The organism is Stappia sp. TSB10P1A (genome assembly GCF_900185725.1).
GTDB lineage: Bacteria > Pseudomonadota > Alphaproteobacteria > Rhizobiales > Stappiaceae > Stappia.
Genome location: NZ_FYAU01000020.1, coordinates 1 through 21,161, shown reverse-complemented (window position 1 = coordinate 21,161; position 21,161 = coordinate 1). Strand labels below are relative to the sequence as shown.

23 protein-coding genes are annotated in these 21,161 nt (G+C 68.5%); 10 read left to right on the top strand and 13 right to left on the bottom strand.

Features of this window, described 5'->3' with window-relative positions; genetic code table 11:
• Positions 1-136 precede the first annotated feature (136 nt).
• The 7 genes from argB (at position 137) to TSB10P1A_RS08000 (ending at position 6,244) form a co-directional block, all read left to right on the top strand.
• Positions 137-1,024 carry an acetylglutamate kinase gene (argB, locus tag TSB10P1A_RS08030; protein ID WP_208984759.1) on the top strand — a complete coding sequence of 296 codons (888 nt, stop codon included), beginning with the start codon at positions 137-139 and terminating at the stop codon, positions 1,022-1,024.
• On the top strand, positions 1,021-1,758 hold the full coding sequence (locus tag TSB10P1A_RS08025) for a pyrimidine 5'-nucleotidase (RefSeq protein WP_186387402.1): 738 nt from the start codon (positions 1,021-1,023) through the stop codon (positions 1,756-1,758). Before argB ends, TSB10P1A_RS08025 begins: the two co-directional genes overlap by 4 nt.
• Before the next feature lie 106 nt (positions 1,759-1,864).
• The gene (locus tag TSB10P1A_RS08020) at positions 1,865-2,392 is read left to right on the top strand and encodes an alkylphosphonate utilization protein (protein WP_186387401.1); all 528 of its coding nucleotides are present in this window, start codon (positions 1,865-1,867) and stop codon (positions 2,390-2,392) included.
• 112 nt (positions 2,393-2,504) lie between these two features.
• The gene (gene dapD, locus TSB10P1A_RS08015) at positions 2,505-3,365 is read left to right on the top strand and encodes a 2,3,4,5-tetrahydropyridine-2,6-dicarboxylate N-succinyltransferase (RefSeq protein ID WP_186387400.1); all 861 of its coding nucleotides are present in this window, start codon (positions 2,505-2,507) and stop codon (positions 3,363-3,365) included.
• A 147-nt stretch (positions 3,366-3,512) separates the two neighbouring features.
• Positions 3,513-3,941 carry a DUF805 domain-containing protein gene (locus TSB10P1A_RS08010; protein ID WP_186387399.1) on the top strand — a complete coding sequence of 143 codons (429 nt, stop codon included), beginning with the start codon at positions 3,513-3,515 and terminating at the stop codon, positions 3,939-3,941.
• Between the two features lie 29 nt (positions 3,942-3,970).
• Positions 3,971-5,143, top strand: coding sequence for a succinyl-diaminopimelate desuccinylase (dapE, locus tag TSB10P1A_RS08005; RefSeq protein WP_186387398.1), 1,173 nt, complete (start codon positions 3,971-3,973; stop codon positions 5,141-5,143).
• Positions 5,144-5,305: 162 nt separating this feature from the next.
• Complete coding sequence (locus TSB10P1A_RS08000) at positions 5,306-6,244, top strand: DUF2189 domain-containing protein (protein WP_186387397.1); 939 nt, start codon at positions 5,306-5,308, stop codon at positions 6,242-6,244.
• Here TSB10P1A_RS08000 and truA read toward each other — a convergent pair.
• The 5 genes from truA to def form a co-directional block, all read right to left on the bottom strand.
• Positions 6,166-7,014: a tRNA pseudouridine(38-40) synthase TruA gene (gene truA, locus TSB10P1A_RS07995; RefSeq protein ID WP_186387396.1), complete on the bottom strand. Its 849-nt coding sequence runs from the start codon at positions 7,012-7,014 to the stop codon at positions 6,166-6,168. The two genes, TSB10P1A_RS08000 and truA, sit on opposite strands and share 79 nt — an antisense overlap.
• Before the next feature lie 29 nt (positions 7,015-7,043).
• Positions 7,044-7,571, bottom strand: a complete 528-nt coding sequence (locus TSB10P1A_RS07990; RefSeq protein ID WP_186387395.1) for a GNAT family N-acetyltransferase — start codon at positions 7,569-7,571, stop codon at positions 7,044-7,046.
• A 99-nt stretch (positions 7,572-7,670) separates the two neighbouring features.
• On the bottom strand, positions 7,671-8,606 hold the full coding sequence (gene fmt, locus TSB10P1A_RS07985; RefSeq protein ID WP_186387493.1) for a methionyl-tRNA formyltransferase: 936 nt from the start codon (positions 8,604-8,606) through the stop codon (positions 7,671-7,673).
• 60 nt (positions 8,607-8,666) lie between these two features.
• Positions 8,667-9,299 carry a MarC family protein gene (locus tag TSB10P1A_RS07980; RefSeq protein ID WP_186387394.1) on the bottom strand — a complete coding sequence of 211 codons (633 nt, stop codon included), beginning with the start codon at positions 9,297-9,299 and terminating at the stop codon, positions 8,667-8,669.
• Positions 9,300-9,338: 39 nt separating this feature from the next.
• Entirely contained in the window at positions 9,339-9,857 is a 519-nt protein-coding gene (gene def, locus TSB10P1A_RS07975; RefSeq protein ID WP_186387393.1) for a peptide deformylase, read from the bottom strand.
• Positions 9,858-10,061: 204 nt separating this feature from the next.
• Between def and TSB10P1A_RS07970 the strand changes: the two genes are divergently transcribed.
• Positions 10,062-11,246, top strand: a complete 1,185-nt coding sequence (locus TSB10P1A_RS07970; protein WP_186387392.1) for a DNA recombination protein RmuC — start codon at positions 10,062-10,064, stop codon at positions 11,244-11,246.
• Positions 11,247-11,373: 127 nt separating this feature from the next.
• Here the strand turns inward: TSB10P1A_RS07970 and TSB10P1A_RS07965 are convergent, their stop codons facing one another.
• Complete coding sequence (locus TSB10P1A_RS07965) at positions 11,374-11,700, bottom strand: hypothetical protein (RefSeq protein WP_186387391.1); 327 nt, start codon at positions 11,698-11,700, stop codon at positions 11,374-11,376.
• 263 nt (positions 11,701-11,963) lie between these two features.
• On the opposite strand from TSB10P1A_RS07965, the gene TSB10P1A_RS07960 reads away from it, so the two are divergent.
• On the top strand, positions 11,964-12,908 hold the full coding sequence (locus tag TSB10P1A_RS07960; protein ID WP_186387390.1) for a glyoxylate/hydroxypyruvate reductase A: 945 nt from the start codon (positions 11,964-11,966) through the stop codon (positions 12,906-12,908).
• A gap of 13 nt (positions 12,909-12,921) precedes the next feature.
• On the opposite strand, the gene TSB10P1A_RS07955 is transcribed toward TSB10P1A_RS07960, so the two are convergent.
• The 4 genes from TSB10P1A_RS07955 to TSB10P1A_RS07940 form a co-directional block, all read right to left on the bottom strand.
• Complete coding sequence (locus tag TSB10P1A_RS07955) at positions 12,922-13,305, bottom strand: hypothetical protein (protein WP_186387389.1); 384 nt, start codon at positions 13,303-13,305, stop codon at positions 12,922-12,924.
• Positions 13,306-13,695: 390 nt separating this feature from the next.
• A complete protein-coding gene (locus tag TSB10P1A_RS07950; protein WP_186387388.1) occupies positions 13,696-14,625 on the bottom strand; it encodes an NlpC/P60 family protein in 930 nt (309 codons plus the stop codon).
• Between the two features lie 41 nt (positions 14,626-14,666).
• The gene (locus tag TSB10P1A_RS07945; RefSeq protein ID WP_186387387.1) at positions 14,667-15,017 is read right to left on the bottom strand and encodes a MarR family winged helix-turn-helix transcriptional regulator; all 351 of its coding nucleotides are present in this window, start codon (positions 15,015-15,017) and stop codon (positions 14,667-14,669) included.
• Positions 15,018-15,125: 108 nt separating this feature from the next.
• Positions 15,126-16,517 carry a M17 family metallopeptidase gene (locus TSB10P1A_RS07940; protein ID WP_186387386.1) on the bottom strand — a complete coding sequence of 464 codons (1,392 nt, stop codon included), beginning with the start codon at positions 16,515-16,517 and terminating at the stop codon, positions 15,126-15,128.
• Positions 16,518-16,737: 220 nt separating this feature from the next.
• Between TSB10P1A_RS07940 and TSB10P1A_RS07935 the strand changes: the two genes are divergently transcribed.
• Positions 16,738-17,565, top strand: coding sequence for a tetratricopeptide repeat protein (locus TSB10P1A_RS07935; protein ID WP_208985210.1), 828 nt, complete (start codon positions 16,738-16,740; stop codon positions 17,563-17,565).
• Between the two features lie 115 nt (positions 17,566-17,680).
• Here TSB10P1A_RS07935 and TSB10P1A_RS07930 read toward each other — a convergent pair whose 3' ends face one another.
• Genes TSB10P1A_RS07930 through TSB10P1A_RS07920 form a run of 3 tightly spaced genes read right to left on the bottom strand, consistent with a single transcriptional unit; the run spans position 17,681 to position 21,136 of the window.
• The gene (locus TSB10P1A_RS07930; protein ID WP_186387385.1) at positions 17,681-18,661 is read right to left on the bottom strand and encodes a type II secretion system F family protein; all 981 of its coding nucleotides are present in this window, start codon (positions 18,659-18,661) and stop codon (positions 17,681-17,683) included.
• Positions 18,662-18,699: 38 nt separating this feature from the next.
• Positions 18,700-19,719, bottom strand: a complete 1,020-nt coding sequence (locus TSB10P1A_RS07925; protein ID WP_186387384.1) for a type II secretion system F family protein — start codon at positions 19,717-19,719, stop codon at positions 18,700-18,702.
• A complete protein-coding gene (locus TSB10P1A_RS07920; RefSeq protein WP_371515081.1) occupies positions 19,712-21,136 on the bottom strand; it encodes a CpaF family protein in 1,425 nt (474 codons plus the stop codon). Before TSB10P1A_RS07920 ends, TSB10P1A_RS07925 begins: the two co-directional genes overlap by 8 nt.
• Positions 21,137-21,161 lie beyond the last annotated feature (25 nt).

The following is a 21,161-nucleotide window of genomic DNA, read 5'->3' as shown; positions in this document are numbered from 1 at the left end:
CCGGCTTTTCCCGTTTCCGCGCACAGGTCCCCGCGGGGCCGCAATTGAGCCCCTTTCCGAAAGCAGCTATAGACCGGGTGGCGCGCGGATCGCGCTCCGCCCTTCCTGCCGTCCCAGCCGAGGTGTCCGTCCGTCCATGAGCGAAACCGCCCCGATCAATCCCGCCAAGATCATCTCCACCGCCCTGCCGCACATGCTGCGCTATGACGACCAGGTCGTGGTGGTGAAATATGGCGGCCATGCCATGGGCGATCCGGCGCTCGGCAATGCCTTCGCCCGCGACATCACCCTGCTGCGGCTGGCCGGCGTGCTGCCGGTGGTGGTGCATGGCGGCGGGCCGCAGATCGGCACGATGCTCGACCGGCTCGGCATCAAGAGCGAGTTCCGCAACGGCCTGCGCGTCACCGACAAGGCCACCGTCGAGATCGTCGAGATGGTGCTCGCCGGCTCGATCAACAAGGAAATCGTCCACCTGATCAATGCCGAGGGCGGCAAGGCGATCGGCCTGTGCGGCAAGGACGGCAACATGGTGACGGCCGAGAAGCTGCAGCGGCGGGTGCGCGATCCCAATTCGGCGATCGAGCAGATCCTCGACCTCGGCTTCGTCGGCGAGCCGGCGGAGGTCAATCCGACGGTGCTGCGCCTCGTCATGAAGGAAGAGCTGATCCCGGTGGTCGCGCCCGTCGCCCCCGGCGCCGACGGCGAGACCTACAACATCAATGCCGACACCTTTGCCGGCGCCATCGCCGGCGCGCTCGATGCCAAGCGGCTGCTGTTCCTCACCGACGTGCCCGGCGTGCTCGACGCGAGCGGCAAGCTGATCAAGGAGCTCACCATCTCCCAGGCGCGGGCGCTGATCGAGGACGGCACCATTTCCGGCGGCATGATCCCGAAGGTCGAGACCTGCATCGACGCGCTGGAGCGCGGCGTCGAGGGCGTCGTCATCCTCAACGGCAAGGTGCCGCACGCGGTGCTTCTCGAACTGTTCACCGATCAGGGCGCCGGGACCTTGCTGCGCCCATGAGCATCAGCGAACGCGAAGGCCGCCACGCCCACGAGCAGGACCTGCGGGTCTTCACCGGCGTGGAGGCCTGGGTCTTCGACCTCGACAACACGCTCTACCCGCCGAGTTCGGACCTGTTCTCGCAGATCGACGCGCGCATTTCCGGCTATATCGCCCGCCATCTCGGCATGCCGATGGAGGAGGCGCGGCTCAAGCAGAAGGCGTTCTACCGCGACTACGGCACCACCTTGCGCGGGCTGATGGTCGAGCATGGCATCGAGCCGGATGCCTTCCTCGAATATGTCCACGACATCGACTATTCGCCGGTCATGCCCAATCCGCGGCTCGGCCAGGCGATCGCCCGGCTGCCGGGCAAGAAATACATCTTCACCAATGGCGACCGGCCGCATGCGGAGCGCACCGCCGCCCGGCTCGGCATTTCCGAGCAGTTCGACGACATTTTCGACATCGTCGCCGCCGGGCTGCTGCCCAAGCCGAACCTGGAGACCTACAACCGGTTCCTGGAAAAGACCGGCGTCTCGCCGGTGCGCGCGGCGATGTTCGAGGATCTCTCCCGCAATCTGCAGGTGCCGCACAAGCTCGGCATGCGCTCGGTGCTCCTGGTGCCCGAGGGCACCCGCGCCGTCTTCCGCGAGGAATGGGAGCTGGAAGGGCAGAACGCCCCGCATGTCGACTTCGTCACCGACGATCTCGCCGGCTTCCTCAACGCCGTGCTCGGCGCCATCGAGGTGTGATGCGGCCCGCCGGCGATCACATGTCGCTGTCTTGCGGCTGGACGCGGCGGCGCCGGTGGCGTATGCCACCGCATCCCTTCCGCCGCGTTTGCCGACAGGACATCCCATGACCGCTTGTGCCCTTTGCAATTCCGAAGGCGCCACCGCCTTTGCCGTGCCCCCGCGCGAGGACAGCGTGCCGCTCTGCGCCGTCTGCCGGGCCGGCATCGAGGAGGGGCCGCGGGACGAGCCCCACTGGCGCTGTCTCAACGAGGCGATCTGGAGCCCCGAGCCGGCGGTGCAGGTGCTGGCCTGGCGGCTGCTGAAAGGCCTGCCGGAGGCGGCCTGGGCGCGGGACCTGCTGGAGACCGCCTGGCTGGAGCCCGACGTTCTGGCCTGGGCCGAACAGGGCGCGGGCGGCAGCGGCAGCGGCGAGGACGCCGTCGTCCATGTCGACTGCAACGGCGCGGTGCTGGCCTCCGGCGACACCGTCACATTGATCAAGGACCTGCCGGTCAAGGGCGCCGGCTTCACCGCCAAGCGCGGCACGGCGGTGCGCAAGATCTCCCTCGTCGCCGACAATCCGAACCATCTGGAAGGCCGCGTCGAGGGCCAGCGGATCGTCATCCTCTGCCAGTTCGTCAAGAAGGCCTGAGCAGGTCGGCGCGGCGCCGGCCCGCCCGGCCTTGACTTCGCGCGGGCGCGGCGGTTAGGTCCGCGCGGAGACTTTCCGACGCTTTCCACGGACCTTCCGGAGACCCCCGCGCATGACCACGGCCCCTACCGACAAGGCGAAGCTCGCCGCCATCATCGACGCCGCCTTCGAGGACCGCGACACGATCACCGCCCAGACCACCGGCGCGGTGCGCGATGCGGTCGATGCTGCGCTCGACCTGATGGATCGCGGGCACGCGCGGGTGGCGGAGAAAGCCGAGAGCGGCGACTGGGTGGTCAACCAGTGGCTCAAGAAGGCCGTGCTGCTGTCCTTCCGCCTCAACCCGATGGCGATCATCAAGGGCGGGCCGGGCGATGCCGCGTGGTGGGACAAGGTGCCGTCGAAGTTCGACGGCTGGCGCGGCGTCGACTTCGAGGGCGCGGGCTTTCGTGCCGTGCCGGGCGCCATCGTCCGCCGCTCGGCGCATATCGGCCGCAACGTCGTGCTGATGCCGTCCTTCGTCAATCTCGGCGCCCATGTCGGCGAGGGCTCGATGGTCGACACCTGGGCGACCGTCGGCTCCTGCGCCCAGATCGGCCGCAACGTGCATCTGTCGGGCGGCGTCGGCATCGGCGGCGTGCTCGAGCCGCTGCAGGCCGGGCCGGTGATCATCGAGGACAACTGCTTCATCGGCGCCCGCTCGGAAGTCGTCGAGGGCTGCATCGTCCGCGAGGGCGCGGTGCTCGGCATGGGCGTGTTCATCGGCCAGTCGACCAAGATTGTCGACCGCGCCACCGGCGAGGTGTTCTACGGCGAGGTGCCGGCCTATTCGGTGGTCGTTGCCGGCACCATGCCGGGCAAGCCACTGCCCGGCGGCGAGCCGGGGCCGAGCCTTTACTGCGCAGTGATCGTCAAGCGCGTCGACGAGAGAACCCGCTCCAAGACCTCGATCAACGAGCTGCTGCGCGACTGAGACCAGGCGCCCGGCCGCCCTTGCGCGCATCGCCGCGCCGCCGGGCAAAACCGCGCAGGCGCACGACAATCGGGCAAAGCGCCTTGATTGTCGGCGCCTCCCGGCCTACTTCGGGGACAACAGACCGTCTCCTGTCCAGGACATTCCATGTCGCAACCGCAAGCGCATCCGGGCCCGCTGGGGCCGCTCTGGCTGTTCTTCAGCCCGATCGGGCGTGTGTCGCGCGAGCCCTATATGCTCGCGCTCGGCTTCCTGTGGGCGCTGTTCGCCATTCCGGTCAGCCTGTGGGTGCAGGGCCTCGACGTCACCGGCGACCAGACGACGGTGGTGACGATGGAGGACTTCGTCAACTCGCATCCGCTGCTGCCCTACATGCTGTTCGCCAGCCACTGGGTGGTGCTGGCGCTGGCCATCAAGCGGCTGCAGGACCGCAACCTCACCGGCTTCCTCGCCGTGCTGGTCTTCGTGCCGGCGCTCAACCTGCTGTTCGTGCTCGGCCTCGGCCTGATGCCCGGCGAGCCGGGGCCGAATCCTTACGGCCCGCGCCCCAACAGCCGCTGGGCGAGACCGACCTAGCGCAATTTCAGGACACCCCGCAGACCGCCATGGCCGACACCCGCCTTTCCCTTGCCGCAACCCTTGCCCGCGACCTCTTGCGCTGCCCCTCCGTGACGCCGGCCGAGGGCGGCGCGCTCGCCCTCCTGGAGGAGCGGCTGACGGCCGCCGGCTTCACCGTCGAGCGCATGGTGTTCTCGGACCGCGGCACGCCGGACGTGGAGAACCTCTTCGCGACCATCGGCACGAGGGGGCCGAACCTTGCCTTTGCCGGCCATACCGACGTGGTGCCGGCGGGCGATGCGGGCGCCTGGCGGCACGGCCCGTTCGACGGCACGGTCGAGGACGGCATCCTGCACGGGCGCGGCGCGGTCGACATGAAGGGCGGCATCGCCGCCTTCGCGGCCGCCGCCATCGCCTATGTGGCGGAGAAGGGCGAGGCGCTGCCGGGCCGCATCTCCTTCCTGATCACCGGCGACGAGGAAGGCCCGGCGATCAACGGCACGGTCAAGCTGCTCGAATGGGCGGCGGCGCGCGGCCACACGTTCGATGCCTGCATCGTCGGCGAGCCGACCAATCCCGAACATCTCGGCGATGCGATCAAGGTCGGCCGGCGCGGCTCGCTGTCGGGCATTATCACCGTCACCGGTGTGCAGGGCCATGTCGCCTATCCGCATCTGGCGAAGAACCCGGTCTCCGACATGCTGGCGCTGCTCGCCCGTCTCGACGCCCTGGAGCTCGACACCGGCAACGCGCGCTTCCAGCCGTCGAACTTGGAGATCACCTCCGTCGATGTCGGCAATGCCGCCTTCAACGTCATCCCGCGCAAGGCGGTCGCCCAGTTCAACGTCCGCTTCAACGACACCTGGTCGGTGGAGAGCCTGAAGGCGCATCTGCGCCATGCGCTTGCCGGCATCAACGGCCTTTCCTGCGACTGGCAGCTCGAATTCACCAATGATTCCAGCGACAGCTTCCTCACCCATGACGCCGAGTTGATCGAGGCGCTGGCGGACGCGGTGGAAGCGGAGACCGGCCGCCGGCCGGAGCTGTCGACGGGCGGGGGCACGTCGGATGCCCGCTTCATCAAGAATTACTGCCCGGTGGTCGAGTTCGGCCTGGTCGGCCAGACCATGCACCAGGTCGACGAGCGCGTGCCGCTCGCCGAGCTCGACGGGCTTGCCGCCATCTACCGCCGCTTCCTCGACAGCTATTTCGCCGGCTGACCGACAGGCGTCTCCCCCGCCTTGCAACCCGCATCGGTTCGTCTCTCCCCACGCCCCGCACGTATCTTTGCGAAGGTGACGGATTGACGCAGGTCTGTTTCAGTGGTCCTGCTTGTTGCAGTGTCTGGAAACAAGGGTCCACGGCTGCGAGGGAGGCAGGCAATGACGGTCGAGCAGGACAAGAGCGCGCTTTCGGGAGACGCGCCTTCGGGGAATGCGCCTTCGGGGGCGCCGGCCCGGCGGCCCGATCCCACCCGGGTCAACGCCATCGGCTTCGATGCCATCGTCGATGCGCTCGGTGCCGGCATGCGCGACTTCCGGGCGGCGCCGCGCTTCGGCCTGTTCTTCGGCTTCGTCTATGCCGCCGGCGGCATATTGGTGCTGCTCACCGCCTCCGCCCTGCATATGAGCTATCTCAGCTATCCGCTGGCGATCGGCTTCGGCCTGATCGGCCCGTTCATTGCCGTCGGCCTCTATGAGGTCAGCCGCCGGCTGGAGACCGGCGCGCCGCTCGACTGGCCGGGCGTGCTCGGCGTCATCTGGGCGCAGCGCCGGCGCGAGCTCGCCTGGATGGCCTTCGTCGTGCTCTTCGTCCAGATCATGTGGATGTATCAGGTGCGGCTGCTGCTCGCCCTGTTCCTCGGCTTCAAGTCCTTCGCCTCCTTCGGCGCCTTTGTCGAGGTGGTGGTGACGACGCCGGAAGGGCTGATGTTCCTGCTGCTCGGCAATGTCATCGGCGCGGTGCTGTCGGTGGTGCTGTTCTCGCTCACCGTCGTCTCCTTCCCGATGCTGCTCGACCGGGACGTCGACTTCATCACCGCGATGATCACCAGCGTGCGCTCGGTCGTCACCAGCCCGAAGCCGATGATCGGCTGGGCGCTGGTGGTCACCGCGACGCTGCTGCTGGCGATGCTGCCGCTGTTCGCCGGGCTGATCTTCGTCCTGCCGGTGCTCGGCCACACCACCTGGCATCTCTATCGCAAGCTGGTGCCGCCCGCCCCGCTGGAGGATGCGGCGGGCGCTCAGTCGCCCGAGGCCTCTTCGCCCTCCGCCTCCCCGGCCGCCGTCGCGGGATCGGCGCCCGAAAGCCCGGCCCTGTAGGCGGCGAGCAAGGCCGCGTCCTCCTCCGCCGGGCGGTAGTCGACCCGCGTCAGATACAGCCCGTCGGGCGGCGCCACCGGGCCGCAGGCCTCGCGGTCGCGCGCCGCCAGCGCCCTGGCGACGTCCTCCGCCCCCCAGCGCCCCTCGCCGACCAGCCGCAAGGTGCCGACCATCGAGCGCACCTGGTTGTGCAGGAAGGAGCGCGAGGAACACTCGGCGATGATGCTCTCGCCCTCGCGGCGCACGCTGAAGGCCTCCAGCGTCTTCCACGGGCTCTTCGCCTGGCAGCGCGAATGGCGGAAGGTGGTGAAGTCGTGATGGCCGACAAAGACCTGCGCCGCCGCGTGCATCGCCTCGGCATCGAGCGGCTTCTTGACGTGCCAGGCAAGGCCCAGATCGTGGGTCAGCGGCGCCAGCCGGTTGACGATGCGGTAGCGATAATGCCGGCGGATCGCCGAAAAGCGGGCGTCGAAGCCCTCCTGCATCTTCTCGCAGGCGAGGATCGCCACCGGGTCCGGCTGGCAGTGGAAGTTCAGCGCGCCGAGCACGGTCGCCGCCGGCCAGTCCTTTTCCAGATCGAGATGGGCGACCTGCCCGGTCGCATGCACGCCGGCATCGGTGCGCCCCGCCCCGCCGATGGTCACCGTCTCGCCGGAAAACGCCGTCACCGCCCGCTCGATCACCGCCTGCACGGAGGGGCCGTTGGCCTGCCGCTGCCAGCCCACGAAGGGGCGGCCGTCATAGTCGACTGTCAGCTTGTAGCGGGGCATGAACGGGGTCGGCTCGCCGGTTCTCGCGGTTACTCGAAGGCCTCGAAGGGCGTGGCGAAGGTGACCTCGATGGGCAGGGCGGCAACCGCCGCCTCGCTCAGCGCCAGCGCCTGGAAGGCCGCCCCCGCATAGGGGCCGGCGACCTTTTTCGCAAGCTCCGCGTCGAAGCCGAAGCGCGGATAATAGGCCGGCGGTCCCAGCACCAGCACCAGATCCTCGCCCGCCTCGCGCAGGGCGTCGATCCCGGCGCGGATCAGCGCCGCGCCCACGCCGCCGCGCTGGCGGTCGGGGCTGACGGACACCGGCGCCAGGCAGGTGATGGCAAGGCGATGGCCGGCGCCGGCACCGGTGACGCGCGAGAAGGCGACATGGCCGACGATCCGCCCGTCCCGATCGACCGCCACCCGCTCCAGCACCAGCGCGCCGCAGGAGCGCAGCGCGTCGACCAGCCGCGCCTCGCCCTCCTGGCCGAAGGCGGTGGCGATGACCATGGCGATATCCGCCTCGTCGGCGGGCGTCGCAGGGCGGATCTCGGGTTCAAGCGCGGGATGGGTCATCGTCTGGATCGTCCGTTCGGCGTGTGGCTACAGCGGCGTACCGGGTGGCTGGCCGGCATCATAGCCTGCCGGCAACCCGCTTGGCGACGTGGGGCGCCGTCATCCAAGCCGCGCACCCGCGCCGAGCTGCGCGCCGCGCTGGAACTCGGCCGCCGGCATCGGCTTCTTGCCGGCTCGCTGCAATTGCACCAGCCGCAGCGCGCCGCTGCCGCAGGCGACCAGCAGCTTGTCGCCGGCTGCCAGCAGCGTGCCCGGCTCGCCCGTGGCGCCTTCCTCCAGCGAACTGCGCAGCACCTTCACCCGCTCGCTGCGCCCGGCGATCTCCATCTCGCACCAGGCGCCGGGAAAGGGCGAGAGCCCGCGCACATGGTCGTGCACCTCGCGCGCCGGCCGGGTCCAGTCGATGCGGGTCTCCGCCTTGTCGATCTTGCGGGCATAGGTGACGCCCTCCTCTGCTTGGCGGGTCGGCACCAGGGCGCCGCGCGGCAGGGCGGCGAGCGCGCGCACCATCAGGTCGGCGCCCAGCACCGACAGGCGGTCGTGCAGCTCGCCCGCCGTCATCTCCGGCCCGATCGCCAGCTTCTCGGCCATGTAGACCGGACCGGTGTCGAGCCCGGCCTCCATGCGCATCACCTCGACGCCGGTCTCGGCGTCGCCGGCCATGATCGCCCGGTTGATCGGCGCCGCGCCGCGCCAGCGCGGCAGCAGCGAGGCATGCAGGTTGAGGCAGCCATGCACCGGGATATCGAGCACCGCCTGCGGCAGCAACAGGCCATAGGCGACGACGACGGCCGCGTCCGGCGCCAGTTCGGCAAGGGCGGCTTGCTCCTCCTCGCTTTTCAGCGAGTGCGGGCAGCGCACCGGAATGCCCAGCGTCTCCGCCGCCTGATGCACCGCCGACTTGCGCTCTTCCATGCCCCGGCCCGCTTTTCGCGGCGGCTGGGTGTAGCAGGCGACGACATCGTGACCCTGGCCGACGATCTCCATCAAGGTCGGAACGGAAAACTCCGGCGTTCCCATGAAGACGATGCGCAGGCTCATGATTGCTCCTTGGTGGGCGCGCGCGGGTGGGCGCGGAGGGTCAGGCGAGGCGCGTCAGGCAAGACCCGGCAGCAGGGTCTTGAGGCTCGCCACCATCATCTCCATGGCGATGGCGGCGAGGATCATGCCCATCAGCCGGCTCATGATGCTGATCGCGGTGCGGCTCAGAATTCGCGACAGCATTGGCGCGGCGAAGAAAGTGGCAGCGAACACGGCGACCATGGCGGCGAGCGCCGCCACCAGGGCGATCTCCTGCGCGGCCCCGCGCGCCTGCTCGCGGAAGATGATGATGGTCGAGATCGAGCCGGGCCCCAGCAGCATCGGCACGGTCAAGGGGTAGATGCCGGGATTGTCGCGCGTCCGGTGATGCTCTTTCTCTTCATCGGTGCCGGCCTGGGCGCTGCTTTCGCCGCCATGCAGCATGGAGAGGGCGATCAGCAGGATCAGCAGCCCGCCGGCGAGGCGGAAGCCGTCGATGCTGATGCCGAACAGCGCCAGGATCGCCTCGCCGCCGAAGAAGACGATGACCGAGCCGGCAATGAGGCCGAAGGTTGCGGTCAGGGCGACGGCGCGCTGTCCGGCGGCGTCCCGGTCGCTGGTCAGCGCCAGGAACACCGGCAGATTGGCGACCGGGCTCATGATCGCGAAAAGCGCCGCGAAGACCTTGAGGAAGAAGGCGATGTCCATGCGTCCGCCTCCCGGGTCGCAGGTTCGGGGACGGCCGGCTCAGGCCTTTTCGGACAGGCGGGCCTGTTTCTGGAACTTCTTCACGACGCGGTCGCGCTTCAGCTTCGAGATATGGTCGATGAACAGCACGCCGTTCAGGTGGTCGATCTCGTGCTGCAGGCAGGTGGCGAGCAGGCCGTCCGCCTCGATCTCGCGCGCCGCGCCCTCGCGGTCGAGGAAACGCAGGCCGATGCGCTGCGGCCGCTCCACGTCCTCGTAATATTCCGGGATCGACAGGCAGCCCTCCTGATAGACGGAGTGCTCCTCGGATTCCCAGACGATCTCCGGGTTGATCACCACCAGCGGCGCCGGCGTCTCGCCCTCGCGCGCCACGTCCAGCACCAGCATCCGCTTCGGCACGCCGATCTGGATCGCGGCCAGCCCGATGCCCGGCGCGTCGTACATGGTCTCCAGCATGTCGTCGGCCAGTTGCCGCACCGCGTCGTCGACGCTGGCGATCGGCTCGCTGACCAGGCGCAGCTTGAGGTCCGGCAGGATGATGATGTCGCGTTTCGTCATGGTGCTGAGATATGGGAGAAGGCCGGCCGCGTCAACGCGCCGATGCGCCCGGAACGCACGATTTCCGCGGGTTATGGCCGCCGGCGAAGGAGCTGCCGGCATCCTGCGCGCCCCCGGCGCTCCTCTACCTGCTCGCGGCGGCCGCGCGCGCCCCCTTCGCCTGCGCCGTTTCGCTGCACCGGCAAATGTTCTATCTTTGTTTCCATGGAGGCGATTCTCTTCACCCTGCTCGGCCGGCCGGTGTCGCTTGGCGAGGCGCTTGTCGGTGCCGCGCTGCTGCTGCTCGGCGCGGCGCTGCTGACGCTCGTCTCCGTGTCGCGGCAGGCGGGCCGGGCGCGCGATGCCGAATGGCGGGCCACCGAACAGGCGCGCGAGCTCGAGGCGCGGATCGCCGCCCTGCTCAAGGTCCAGTCCGAGATGACCGGGCGGATGCAGACCATGGCCGAGGTCTTCGGCTCGCGGCAGGGCGACCTGATGCGCGCGGTCAACGAGCGGCTCGACGGCATGAGCCACAAGCTCGGCCAGTCGATGGCCGAGACCACCCGGCGCACCCATGACGGGCTGCGCCACCTGCACGAGCGCCTCGCGGTCATCGACCGGGCGCAGGCGACGATCCGCGACCTCTCCGGTCAGGTCGGGGCGCTGCAGTCGATCCTCGACAACAAGCAGGCGCGCGGTGCTTTCGGCCAGGGCCGGATGGAGGCGATCGTCCAGGACGCGCTGGCGCCGGGCGCCTACTCCTTCCAGGCGACCCTGTCGACGCGGGTGCGGCCGGACTGCCTGATCCATCTGCCGAACGGCGCCCCGCCGCTGGTCATCGACGCCAAGTTTCCGCTCGAGGCCTATAACGAGCTGAAACAGGCCGAGGGGCCGGAGCCGCTGAAGCAGGCGCGCGCCCGGTTCCGCCGCGACATCGGCAAGCACCTTGCCGACATTGCCGAGCGCTACCTCGTTCCTGGCGAGACCCAGGACACGGCCTTCATGTTCGTGCCGTCGGAAAGCATCTTCGCCGAGATCCACGAGCAGTTCGCCGATCTCGTCCAGAAGGCGCACCGGGTTCGGGTGGTCATCGTCTCGCCCTCGCTTTTGCTGCTGTCGATCCAGGTGGTCCAGTCGGTGCTGCGCGACGCAAGGCTGCGCGAGGAGGCGCACCGCATCCAGGCCGAGGTCGGCCATCTCGTCGCCGATGTCGACCGGCTGGACGAGCGGGTCCGCAAGCTGCAGCAGCATTTCGGCCAGGCCGGCCGCGACATCGAGCAGATCCTGATCTCCACCGACAAGATCGGCAAGCGCGGCCGCAGCATCGGCGACCTCGACCTTGCCCCGCCGCGCGGCGAGCAGGTCACCGAAGCCGAGCCCGGCCGTCTCGACCGTTACGCCGCCGACTGACGTTCACGACTGACCTTCATGCCCCGGCATTATACGCGAGCCGCACCCTGCGGGGATAACGGTTCGCGCGCGCCGGGGATAGGACGGGGACAGACGTTTGCGGCGCGCGGGGACAAGCCAGCCGGCGTCAGCGGGCCTTGCGGATCGGCGCCGTCTCGCTGTCCGTGTCGGACGACACCTCCACCGTGGCCGCCGTGCCGGCGTAGTTCCGCTCGGTATAGCGGAACTCCTTGTCGGTCAGCACGTCCGGACAGAGGTCGACCCCTTCCCTAAGCGTCACCTCGATGCGGTAGACCGGCGGCTCCGACTTGTCGAGCCCGGCGAACTCCGCCAGCACCTCGTGGCAGGGTGTCGGCGCGGTCACCTTGCCGGTCACATGCAGGGTCGGCGTGCGTCCCGGGCCCGGCATCAGGTTGACCCAGGCGACCACCTCCTTGACGTCTCCGATGTCCATTTGTCCTCTCCCCCGGAAAAGCGCGTTTGCGACAGGAAAATCAATTTCTCGCGAATTTGAGACGGAATTTTGCAAAATTTCTCTCAAAAATTGATTTCATTGCGCACCACACCTGTCAAGCGAATTGCCGCTGCGGCAGAGGAGGACGGCCATCGGCCTTTTTACGCCAGAGGCTTGGCTTTGCGGCACTTTTTTCGTCCCGGGTGCTGCACAGATCGACGGAAGATGCTCTAAGGAGGGAAATATTCGTTTGGAGGACCCTCATGAGCCTGCTGATCGCCGTCAAGGGCTGGAACCCCGCCGCCTGGGCCGCGCGCCTTGGCAAGCACCTGCCGGAGCACGAGGTCCGGTCCTGGCCCGACGCCATCGGCGAGCCGGCCGCCATCCGCTACGCGCTGGCCTGGAAGGCCCCGGCGGAGGCCCTCGCCGCCTGCCCGAATCTCGAGGTGATCTTTTCGCTCGGCGCCGGCGTCGACCACCTGCTGGCCCAGCCCGGACTGCCGGACGTGCCGGTGGTGCGCGTCGTCGATCCGGACCTGACCGCACGCATGACCGAATGGGTGGTGCTGCAGGTGCTGCTGCACCATCGCCAGCATCTCGCCTACGCCGCGCAGCAGCGCGAGGGCGTCTGGCGCGACCTGGAACAGCCGGCGGCGCGGCAGGTTCGCGTCGGCCTTCTGGGGCTCGGCGTGCTCGGCGCGGATGCCGCCAAGGCCTTGGCAAGATTGAGGTTTGACGTCGCGGGCTGGGCGCGCGGGCCCAAGCGGATCGACGGTGTCGCCTGCTATGCCGGCGAGGGCGAGCTCGACGCCTTCCTCGCCCGCACCGACATTCTGGTGAACCTGCTGCCCTTGACGCCGGAGACGCATGGCCTCGTCGATTACGGCCTCGTCTCGCGGCTGGCGCGCGACGGCGCGCTTGGCGGACCGGTCTTCATCAATGCCGGGCGCGGCGGCAGCCAGGTCGAGGCGGATCTCGTCCGCGCGCTCACCGACGGCACCTTGAAGGCGGCAAGCCTCGACGTGTTCGAGACCGAGCCGCTGCCCGCAAGCAGCCCGCTCTGGGCGCTGGAGAATGTGGTGATCACGCCGCATGTCGCCGCCGAAAGCGATCCGGAGGCGATCTCCGCCTATGTGGCCGAGCAGATCCGCGCCTATGAGGCGGGCGGCGAACTTCGTAATCTTGTAGACAAAGCAACAGGTTACTGAAAGGCCCAGCCGGTCAGCAGTGGAAGCGGCGGGCGCGCTGGAACCACACGTCGATGATCTCGCGCACCACCCGCTTCATCTCGCGCGGCAGCGTCGGCTTCTCGTACACGACGTCGAACCAGTCGTTGTCGCTGGCCGGCGACGGCGCTGCGGCGCCGGTCAGCCCGACCAGCGGCAGCGTGCTGCTGTCGTAGCGCTGGCGCAGGCGCCGGGCGAGATCGCCGGCGCCGGTGCCCGGCAGATCGAGCGAGGCGACCACACAGTCGAAGGGCGGGCCGGCGGCCGCGTCCGGGGTCGACAGCAGCTCCAGCGCCGTCTCCACCGAGCCGACCCGGCGCACGCGAATGTTTCCCGTCACGCTTTCGAGTGCCAGACGGAAGGCCATTGCATCGTTCACGTTGTCTTCAACGTGAAGAAAAACAGCATGTGGCAAGACATGAAGCATGATCGATCAGTGATCCATTGAATAGCGGCAAAGACGTTTACATCCGCGACCTGTCGGCAGCCTGACGAAACATCCGATTTTTGTGATCCTTGCGGAATTCCGAGCTTCGGCGTGACCCGTGGGAAGCTCGCGGTCCGTCTCAATGGCGTGAAACAGCGCTCGCGCAACGTCGAGGCTGATATAGTTACAGCCTAAAGCAATTTCAACTGCATTCCCTGCATATCTGATACGCTAGGGAAACGGGTCGTTTTGCGGAATTTCCTTTTAGGGAAGAGCAAGCAAGTTTCGGAAACGACTTGAAATTCTGTCGAAACGACAAGCGCTTGTCGCCGGTCGCCGAAATCAGAGCCGGCGGCAGGCGGTCACCGCGCCCCATTCGGTGGCGGCGATCCGGGCGAGCGCCGCGTCCAGCGGCTCGCGGGCGACGCTCATCGTGCGACCGTTGGCATGCAGCAAGGTGGCCGGATCGCTGAGGATGCCGACATGGCCCTTCCAGAACAGCAGGTCGCCGCGCCGCAGCTCCGGCAGGCCGGCGGAAATGTCGAGCGCGGTGCCGGCTTCGGCCGCCTGCATGTCGCTGTCGCGCGGCAGCAGATGGCCGGCCTCCGCCGCCGCAAGCTGCACCAGCGCCGAGCAGTCGAGCCCCAGCGACGTCCGCCCGCCCCACAGATAGGGCGTGCCGAGCAGGCCTTCGGCGACCGCCACCCAGTCGACGACCGTCTCGCCGAGCGGCATCAGGTGGCGGGCGACCATGGCGCTGCCGTCGTCGAGCAGCGCGTAGTCGAGGCCGCGCGTCACCGCCGTTCCGACGACGCGCACCCGCGCGCCGAGCGAAATCAACGAGAGCGGCGGCCGCTTCAGCTCGGCCTCCGGATAGCGGAAGCTGCGCGGCACGCAGACCCGGTGGGTGGCCGGCAGCCCGGCCTCGCCGAGGCACCCGGCCGGCAGGAAGCCGACATAGCTGTCGGTCGCGAGCTGACCCCAGGCCCAGCCGTCGTCGCGGATCTCGTAGAGATCGAAGCTCTCGCCGTAGAGCGCTTCCGTGTCGATCGAGCGGGCCGCATCCGGCGCGGGGCGCAGCGGCGCCGAGGCGGCCGCGATGCGCATCGGCACCGGATCGGCGAAGCGCTCAGCCGCGACCCGGCCGCGATAGCGGCTCGCCGCAAGGTCCGCCCGGACGGGATGGATGCGGCGGTCGAGGGCGGGGCCAGGGGTCGGGCCGGGGGTCGGGTCGGGGGTGGGGCCAGGGGTGGCGGCGGTGTCGCTGGGCATGCGGTTCTCGGACTTTCTCGAGGCCCCGCGCGGGGCTGCGGTCAGCGATGCATCTCGGCGGCGCGGGCGACGATGGTGTCGGCAATGTGCTCCAGATAGAGCGCGCCGGCAACGGTGCGGGTCACCACCACATTGCGCCGGTCGGCCTCGTCGCGGCGGCGCGACAGCAGCTTCATCGCGCCCAAAGTGTCGAGCGCGCGGGTGATCACCGGCTTGGTGACGTCGAGACGCGCGGCGAGCCCGCGCACCGTGTGCGGCGGCGGCTCGAGATAGACGGTCATCAGGATCGCCATCTGGCGCGATGTGAGGTCGCGGTCGCCGTCGGTGACCAGCGACATCGTCACCTCATGCCAGAGCCGCAGCGCCTGCGACGGCCGCAAGTCGATACCCATCCCTCACCCATGCCTCATCTGCCGTTGCCGGCCTTGCCCCATCCTGACAGGAAGTTCGTTTCGGTTCCGTTATACAAACGGCGAAACGAGGCAGGAAAGCGTGCAGTCTCAGCGTCGCGGGTAGCGGGCGGCAAGCAGCGAAAACAGCGCGCGCGCGGCCTGCGCCTCGCCGCCGAGCGGCCGGCCCGGACGATCCGCCGGGTTCCAGCCATAGATGTCGAGATGCGCCCAGACCCGCGCCTTCTCGACGAAGCGGGACAGGAACAGCGCGGCGGTGATCGAGCCGGCAAAGCCCGCGCCGCTGGTGTTGATGTGGTTGATGTCGGCGATCCGGCTTTCCAGATAGCTCTCGTAGGGACGCCACAGCGGCAGGCGCCACAGCGGATCGCGCGTGGCGGTCGCATGGGCGGCCAGATCGGCGGCGAAGGCCTCGTCATCGGTGTAGAAGGGCGGCAGGTCGGGGCCGAGGGCAACGCGCGCGGCGCCGGTCAGCGTCGCCATGTCGATCAGGATCTCCGGCTCCTCCTCGTCGGCGAGCGCCAGCGCGTCGGCGAGAATCAGCCGGCCTTCCGCGTCGGTGTTGCCGATCTCGACGGTGAGGCCCTTGCGGCTCGCCAGCACGTCGCCGGGGCGGAAGGAGGCGCCGGAAATCGCGTTCTCGACCGCCGGGACGATGACGCGCAGGCGCACCGGCAGGCCGGCAGCCATGATCATCGAGGCGAGCGCCAGCACGGCGGCGGCGCCGCCCATGTCCTTCTTCATCAAGGCCATGGCGCTGGAGGGCTTGATGTCGAGGCCGCCGGTGTCGAAGACGACGCCCTTGCCGACCAGGGTGACGCGCGGATGGCCCTCTTCGCCCCAGACCGCGTCGAGCAGCCGCGGCGCGCGGGTGCTCGCCCGCCCGACCGCATGCACCATCGGGAAGCCTTCGGCAAGCAGCGCCTCGCCCTCGATCACATGGGCGCGGCCGCCGTGATCGGCAAAGAGGCGCAGGGCCGCATCGCACAGTTCGGCGGGGCCGAGATCGCTGGCCGGCGTGTTGACGAGGTCGCGGGCAAGCGCCATGCCGTCGAGGATCAGGCCGAGCCGGTCGAGGTCGACGCCTTCGCCGACCACCAGCCGTGGTGCCGGCCGGGTCGAGGGCGTGCGGTAGCGATCGAAGCGATAGGAGCCGAGCGCGAAGGCGAGCGCCGCCTCCTCCTGCGCCTCGGCGGCGATCTCCAGCCGGAAGTCGCCGCCCGGCAGCTTGCGGGCGAGATCGCCGACGGCAAAACCCGGTTCAGTGGCATTGGCAACGCCGAACAGCACCGCCGACAGCGCCCCATCCGCATCGGGCAGCAGCAGGAGCTGGCCCGCCGAGCCGTCGAAGCCGCTGGCGGCGGCGAAGGCCTGCGCCCGCGCGCCGAGAGCCTGCAGCACCGCCGGCGCCGTGCCCTGCTCGACGACATGAACGGGAATGGCGGCGGTCGAGGCGGACGGGGCGATCAAGGCGGCGCGCACGGGCGGGATCCTTCTGGTGGGCAACGAGTTTCCGGGTTCCGCCGTTTAATCACGGCCGGCCGGAGGCGGCAATCGTTGCGGTACGTTCATGCCACAGGCCGGCGGATTTAACGAAGCATTAGGGTTAACGACGTATTGATGGGTCTGCGCATTCTGCAAGATCCGTCGTCCGCGTCACCGTCGTTCGTGTCACCGTTGTCCGTGTCCAGGAGCCCGGCACATGCCATCCAAGCGCCACGCCCTCTCCCGTTCCGCCGCCACGCCGCGCCTGATGCTCGCCGTGTCGATGGCGACGCTGGTCGCGCTGACCGGCTGCGCCTCGTCGAAGCGCGCCGTCGGCACCCATTCCAGCGCGACCCAGGCCTATGCCGCTCCCGGCTCGAGCACCGCCCTGCAGGCCGTCAGCTATTGGGGCCAGGCCTATGAGCGCGCGCCGCAGGACCGGGAGAACATCCTGAACTACGCGGCCGCGCTGGGGCGCAACGGCCAGGCGGAACAGGCAGAGGCGGTGCTGCGCAAGGCGATCATCGCCAATCAGAGCGACCGCGACATCGCCGCCGCCTATGGCAAGGTGCTGGCGATGAACGGCCGCCTGCCGGAAGCGCTGCAGGTGCTCAACGGCGCCCAGACCCCGACCCGCCCCGATTGGCGGCTGATGTCGGCAGCCGCCGCGATCCACGACCAGATGGGCAACACCCAGCAGGCCCGCGACCTCTACAATCAGGCCCTCAGGATCGCGCCGGACGAGCCGAGCCTGCTCAACAACCTGGCCATGTCCTACCTGCTGGAGGGAGAGGCGAAGGAAGCGGAGAGCGTGCTGCGCCGGGCCGCCGCGAGCCCCAAGGCCGACAGCCGCATCCGCCAGAACCTCGCCCTGGCGATCGGCCTGCAGGGCCGCTTCCAGGAAGCCGAGCAGGTCGCCACCGCCGAAATCGACCCGGCCCAGGCGGCGCAGAACATCGCCTATCTCAAGTCGATGCTGTCGCAGCGCAATTCCTGGGCGGAAATCTCCGCGCAGGACAAGAAGAAGAACAAGTCCGGCGGCTGACGGCACTTGCTCCCTCCCGCAACCGCGAACGGCAAAGCCACCCAATCCGGGTGGCTTTTTCATATCGGCGCTGGCTGTGGTGCTTCCGCCCGGCTCTGACCGCTCCGACCAGCCGTCAGAACGTTGCCAGCGCCTGGATGATCGCCGGACCGATGATCACGGCCAGCAGGACGGGGAGGAAGAACACGATCATCGGCACGGTCAGCTTCGGCGGCAGCGCGGCGGCTTTCTTTTCGGCCGCCTGCATGCGCTGCGCCCGGTTCTCGTCGGCCATGACGCGCAGCGCCGTGGACACCGGCGTGCCGTAGCGCTCGGCCTGGATCAGCGCCAGCGAGACGTTCTTGACGCCTTCGAGGCCGGTGCGGTTCGCAAGGTTCTCATAGGCCATCCGCCGGTCGCCGAGATAGGACAGTTCGGCATTGGTCAGCGTCAGTTCCTCGGCGAGCGGGATCGACTGGATGCCGATCTCCTCCGACACCCTGCGGAAGGCGACCTCGACGGACATGCCCGATTCGACGCAGATCAGCATCAGGTCCAGCGCGTCCGGCCAGGCCCGGTTGATCGAGAGCTGGCGGTTCTGGATCTTGTTCTTCAGGTAGAGATCGGGCGCATAGAAGCCGATGAAGGCGACGACGCAGGAGATCAGCACCTTCACCATCGCCGGCTGATTCAGCTTCAGCACCACGAAGGTGTAGAACAGGGCAATGATGAACAGGATCACCGGCATGACCAGGCGGGCGAAGAGATAGGTGTAGAGCGGCCGCACGCCGCGATAGCCGGCGCGGGTCAGCCGCAGCTTGGTTTCATCGTCCGACAACAGGTTCTTCAGGTTCAGCCGGTCGACGATGTTCTGCATCTGCTTCTTCGGCTTGTTGCGCAGCGACACCCGTGCATTCGTCTTGTCGTCGGCGAGACGAGCCCGCTCGCGGGCGCGCATCTGCTCGCGCTCCAGCGCCACCGACTTCATCCGGCTCTTGAGCTTGTCGCCCTCCAGCAACGGAATGACGAGGGAAAACAACGTGCCGGCGATCGCGACCATGGTCAGGATGGCGATCATCGCCTGCTGCGAGAGCAGATTGGAGAAATCCAGACCCATTTTCTCTTTCCACCGGTTTCGCCGTCTTTCGGGCGCGATCAGAAGTCGAAGGCGATCATCTTCTTCATGATGAGAATGCCGGTCAGCATCCACAGGCCGCTGCCGACGACGATGACGTTGCCGATCGGGTCGCTGAACAGCAGCATCATGTAGGACGGGCTCGTCAGCGACAGCACGCCGACCACCAGGAACGGCAGCGAGCCGATGATCGCGGCCGAGGACTTCGCCTCCTGGCTCATCGCGACGATCTTGCCCTTCATCGCCTTGCGCTCGCGCAGCACCTTGGACAGGTTGCCCAGCGCCTCGGACAGCGAGCCGCCCGACTGCGACTGGATCATCACCACGATGGCGAGGAAGTTCGCCTCCGCCACCGGCATGCGGCTCGGCAGCTTGGCGATCGCCTCGGCCAGGGTGATGCCCATGGCCTGCGATTCGACGATGCGGCGGAACTCGCTCTTGATTGGCTCGCGGGCCTCCGCCGCGACGATCTGGATGCACTCGCCGAGCGGCAGGCCGGCCTTGGTGCCGCGTACGATGACATCGACGGCATTGGGCAATTCGTTGAGAAAGGCGGCGATCCGCTTCTTGCGGCGCCGCGCGAGATAGAAGCGCGGCACACCGAAGGCGCCGACGAACATCAGGCCACCGGTGACGATCAGCGAACCGGACAGGAGAAGGCCGGTAAGGGCGAGCACCAGGGCGCAGATCACGGAGAAGACGATGAAGCCGCGCTTCGACCACGACAGGCCGGCCTGGTCGAGCCGCTGGTCGAGGCTCAGGTGGGTGGCGCGATGCTGCTTCTTCTTCTCGCGCGCCTCGAACTCCTTGAGCTGGTCCTGCACCGACTTGCGGCGGCGGTCGCCATCGCGCGCCAGGCGGGCCGCGTCGATGGTGATGTTGCGCGAGGCCACGGCCTGCATGCGCTTCTCGCGCGCGGCACGGCCGCTCAGTTGCGGCTCGAACAGGGCGTAGAGGATGCCGCCGAAGGAAAAGGCCGCGAGCAGGGCGATGGCGATGGTCGCGACGCCGGGCGTCAGGAAAGCCTGCAGGTCAGCCATGTCCGGGCTCCTTGGCCTCGGCGGCATCGAGCGCGGCCGCCAGACGATTCTCCTCGCCGAAATAGCGCGCCTTTTCCCAGAACTTCGGACGACCGATGCCGGTGGAGCGGTGGCGGCCGATGAGCCTGCCGTTCGCGTCCTCGCCGAGAATGTCGTAAAGGAACACGTCCTGGGTGATGACGACGTCGCCTTCCATGCCCATGACTTCGGACACGTGGGTGATGCGGCGGGAGCCGTCGCGCAGGCGCTGCGCCTGCACGATGACGTCGATCGACGAGACGATCATCTCGCGCAGGGTCTTGGACGGCAGCGAGAAGCCGCCCATGGTGATCATCGATTCCAGACGCGACAGCGCCTCGCGCGGACTGTTGGCGTGCAGCGTGCCCATCGACCCGTCGTGACCGGTGTTCATCGCCTGCAACAGGTCGAAGGCCTCGGGTCCGCGCACCTCGCCGACGATGATCCGCTCGGGACGCATGCGCAGGCAGTTCTTGACCAGGTCGCGCATGGTCACCTCGCCCTCGCCTTCCAGGTTGGGCGGGCGCGTTTCCAGGCGCACCACATGCGGCTGCTGCAGTTGCAGCTCGGCCGCGTCCTCGCAGGTGATGATGCGCTCGGTGGAATCGATAAAGGCGGTCAGGCAGTTCAGCAGCGTCGTCTTGCCCGAGCCGGTACCGCCGGAGATCAGCACGTTGCAGCGGCTGCGGCCGATGATCTCCAGTACGGTTGCTCCCTCGGGGGAGATCGAGCCGTACTGGACGAGCTGCCGAAGGGTCAGCTTGTCTTTCCGGAACTTACGAATGGTGAGGGTCGGCCCGTCGATCGCCAGCGGCGGCGCGATGACGTTGACGCGCGAGCCGTCGGCAAGGCGGGCATCGCAGATCGGGCTCGATTCGTCGACGCGGCGGCCGACCTGGCTGACGATGCGCTGACAGATGTTCAGCAACTGCTTGTTGTCGCGGAAGCGGACATTGGTCTGCTGCATCCGCCCCTGGGTCTCGATATAGACCGTGTCGGCGCCGTTCACCATGATGTCGGCGATGTCGTCGCGGGCCAGCAGCGGCTCCAGCGGACCGTAGCCGAGGACGTCGTTGCAGATGTCCTCGAGCAGGTCCTCCTGCTCGGAGATCGACATCACCACATTCTTCAGCGCGATGATGTCGTTGACGACGTCGCGGATTTCCTCGCGCGCGTCCTCGGCGCTGAGGCGGGTCAGCAGCGACAGGTCGATCGCCTCGACCAGGGCGTTGAAGATCGACGATTTGGTGGCGTAGTAGCCTTCCGAGCGCTGCGGCGCGCGCGGCTCGGGCGCGGGCGGGGCCGGCCTTGCCGCGGCCACCGGCTGGGCGACCCTTTCGGTGACGGGCGGCGGGGCCGGCTGGGCGGCGGCCTCGGCAGGTGCCGGAGGGGCGTTCAGCGGCTCGCCCTGCACCGGCGGGGCC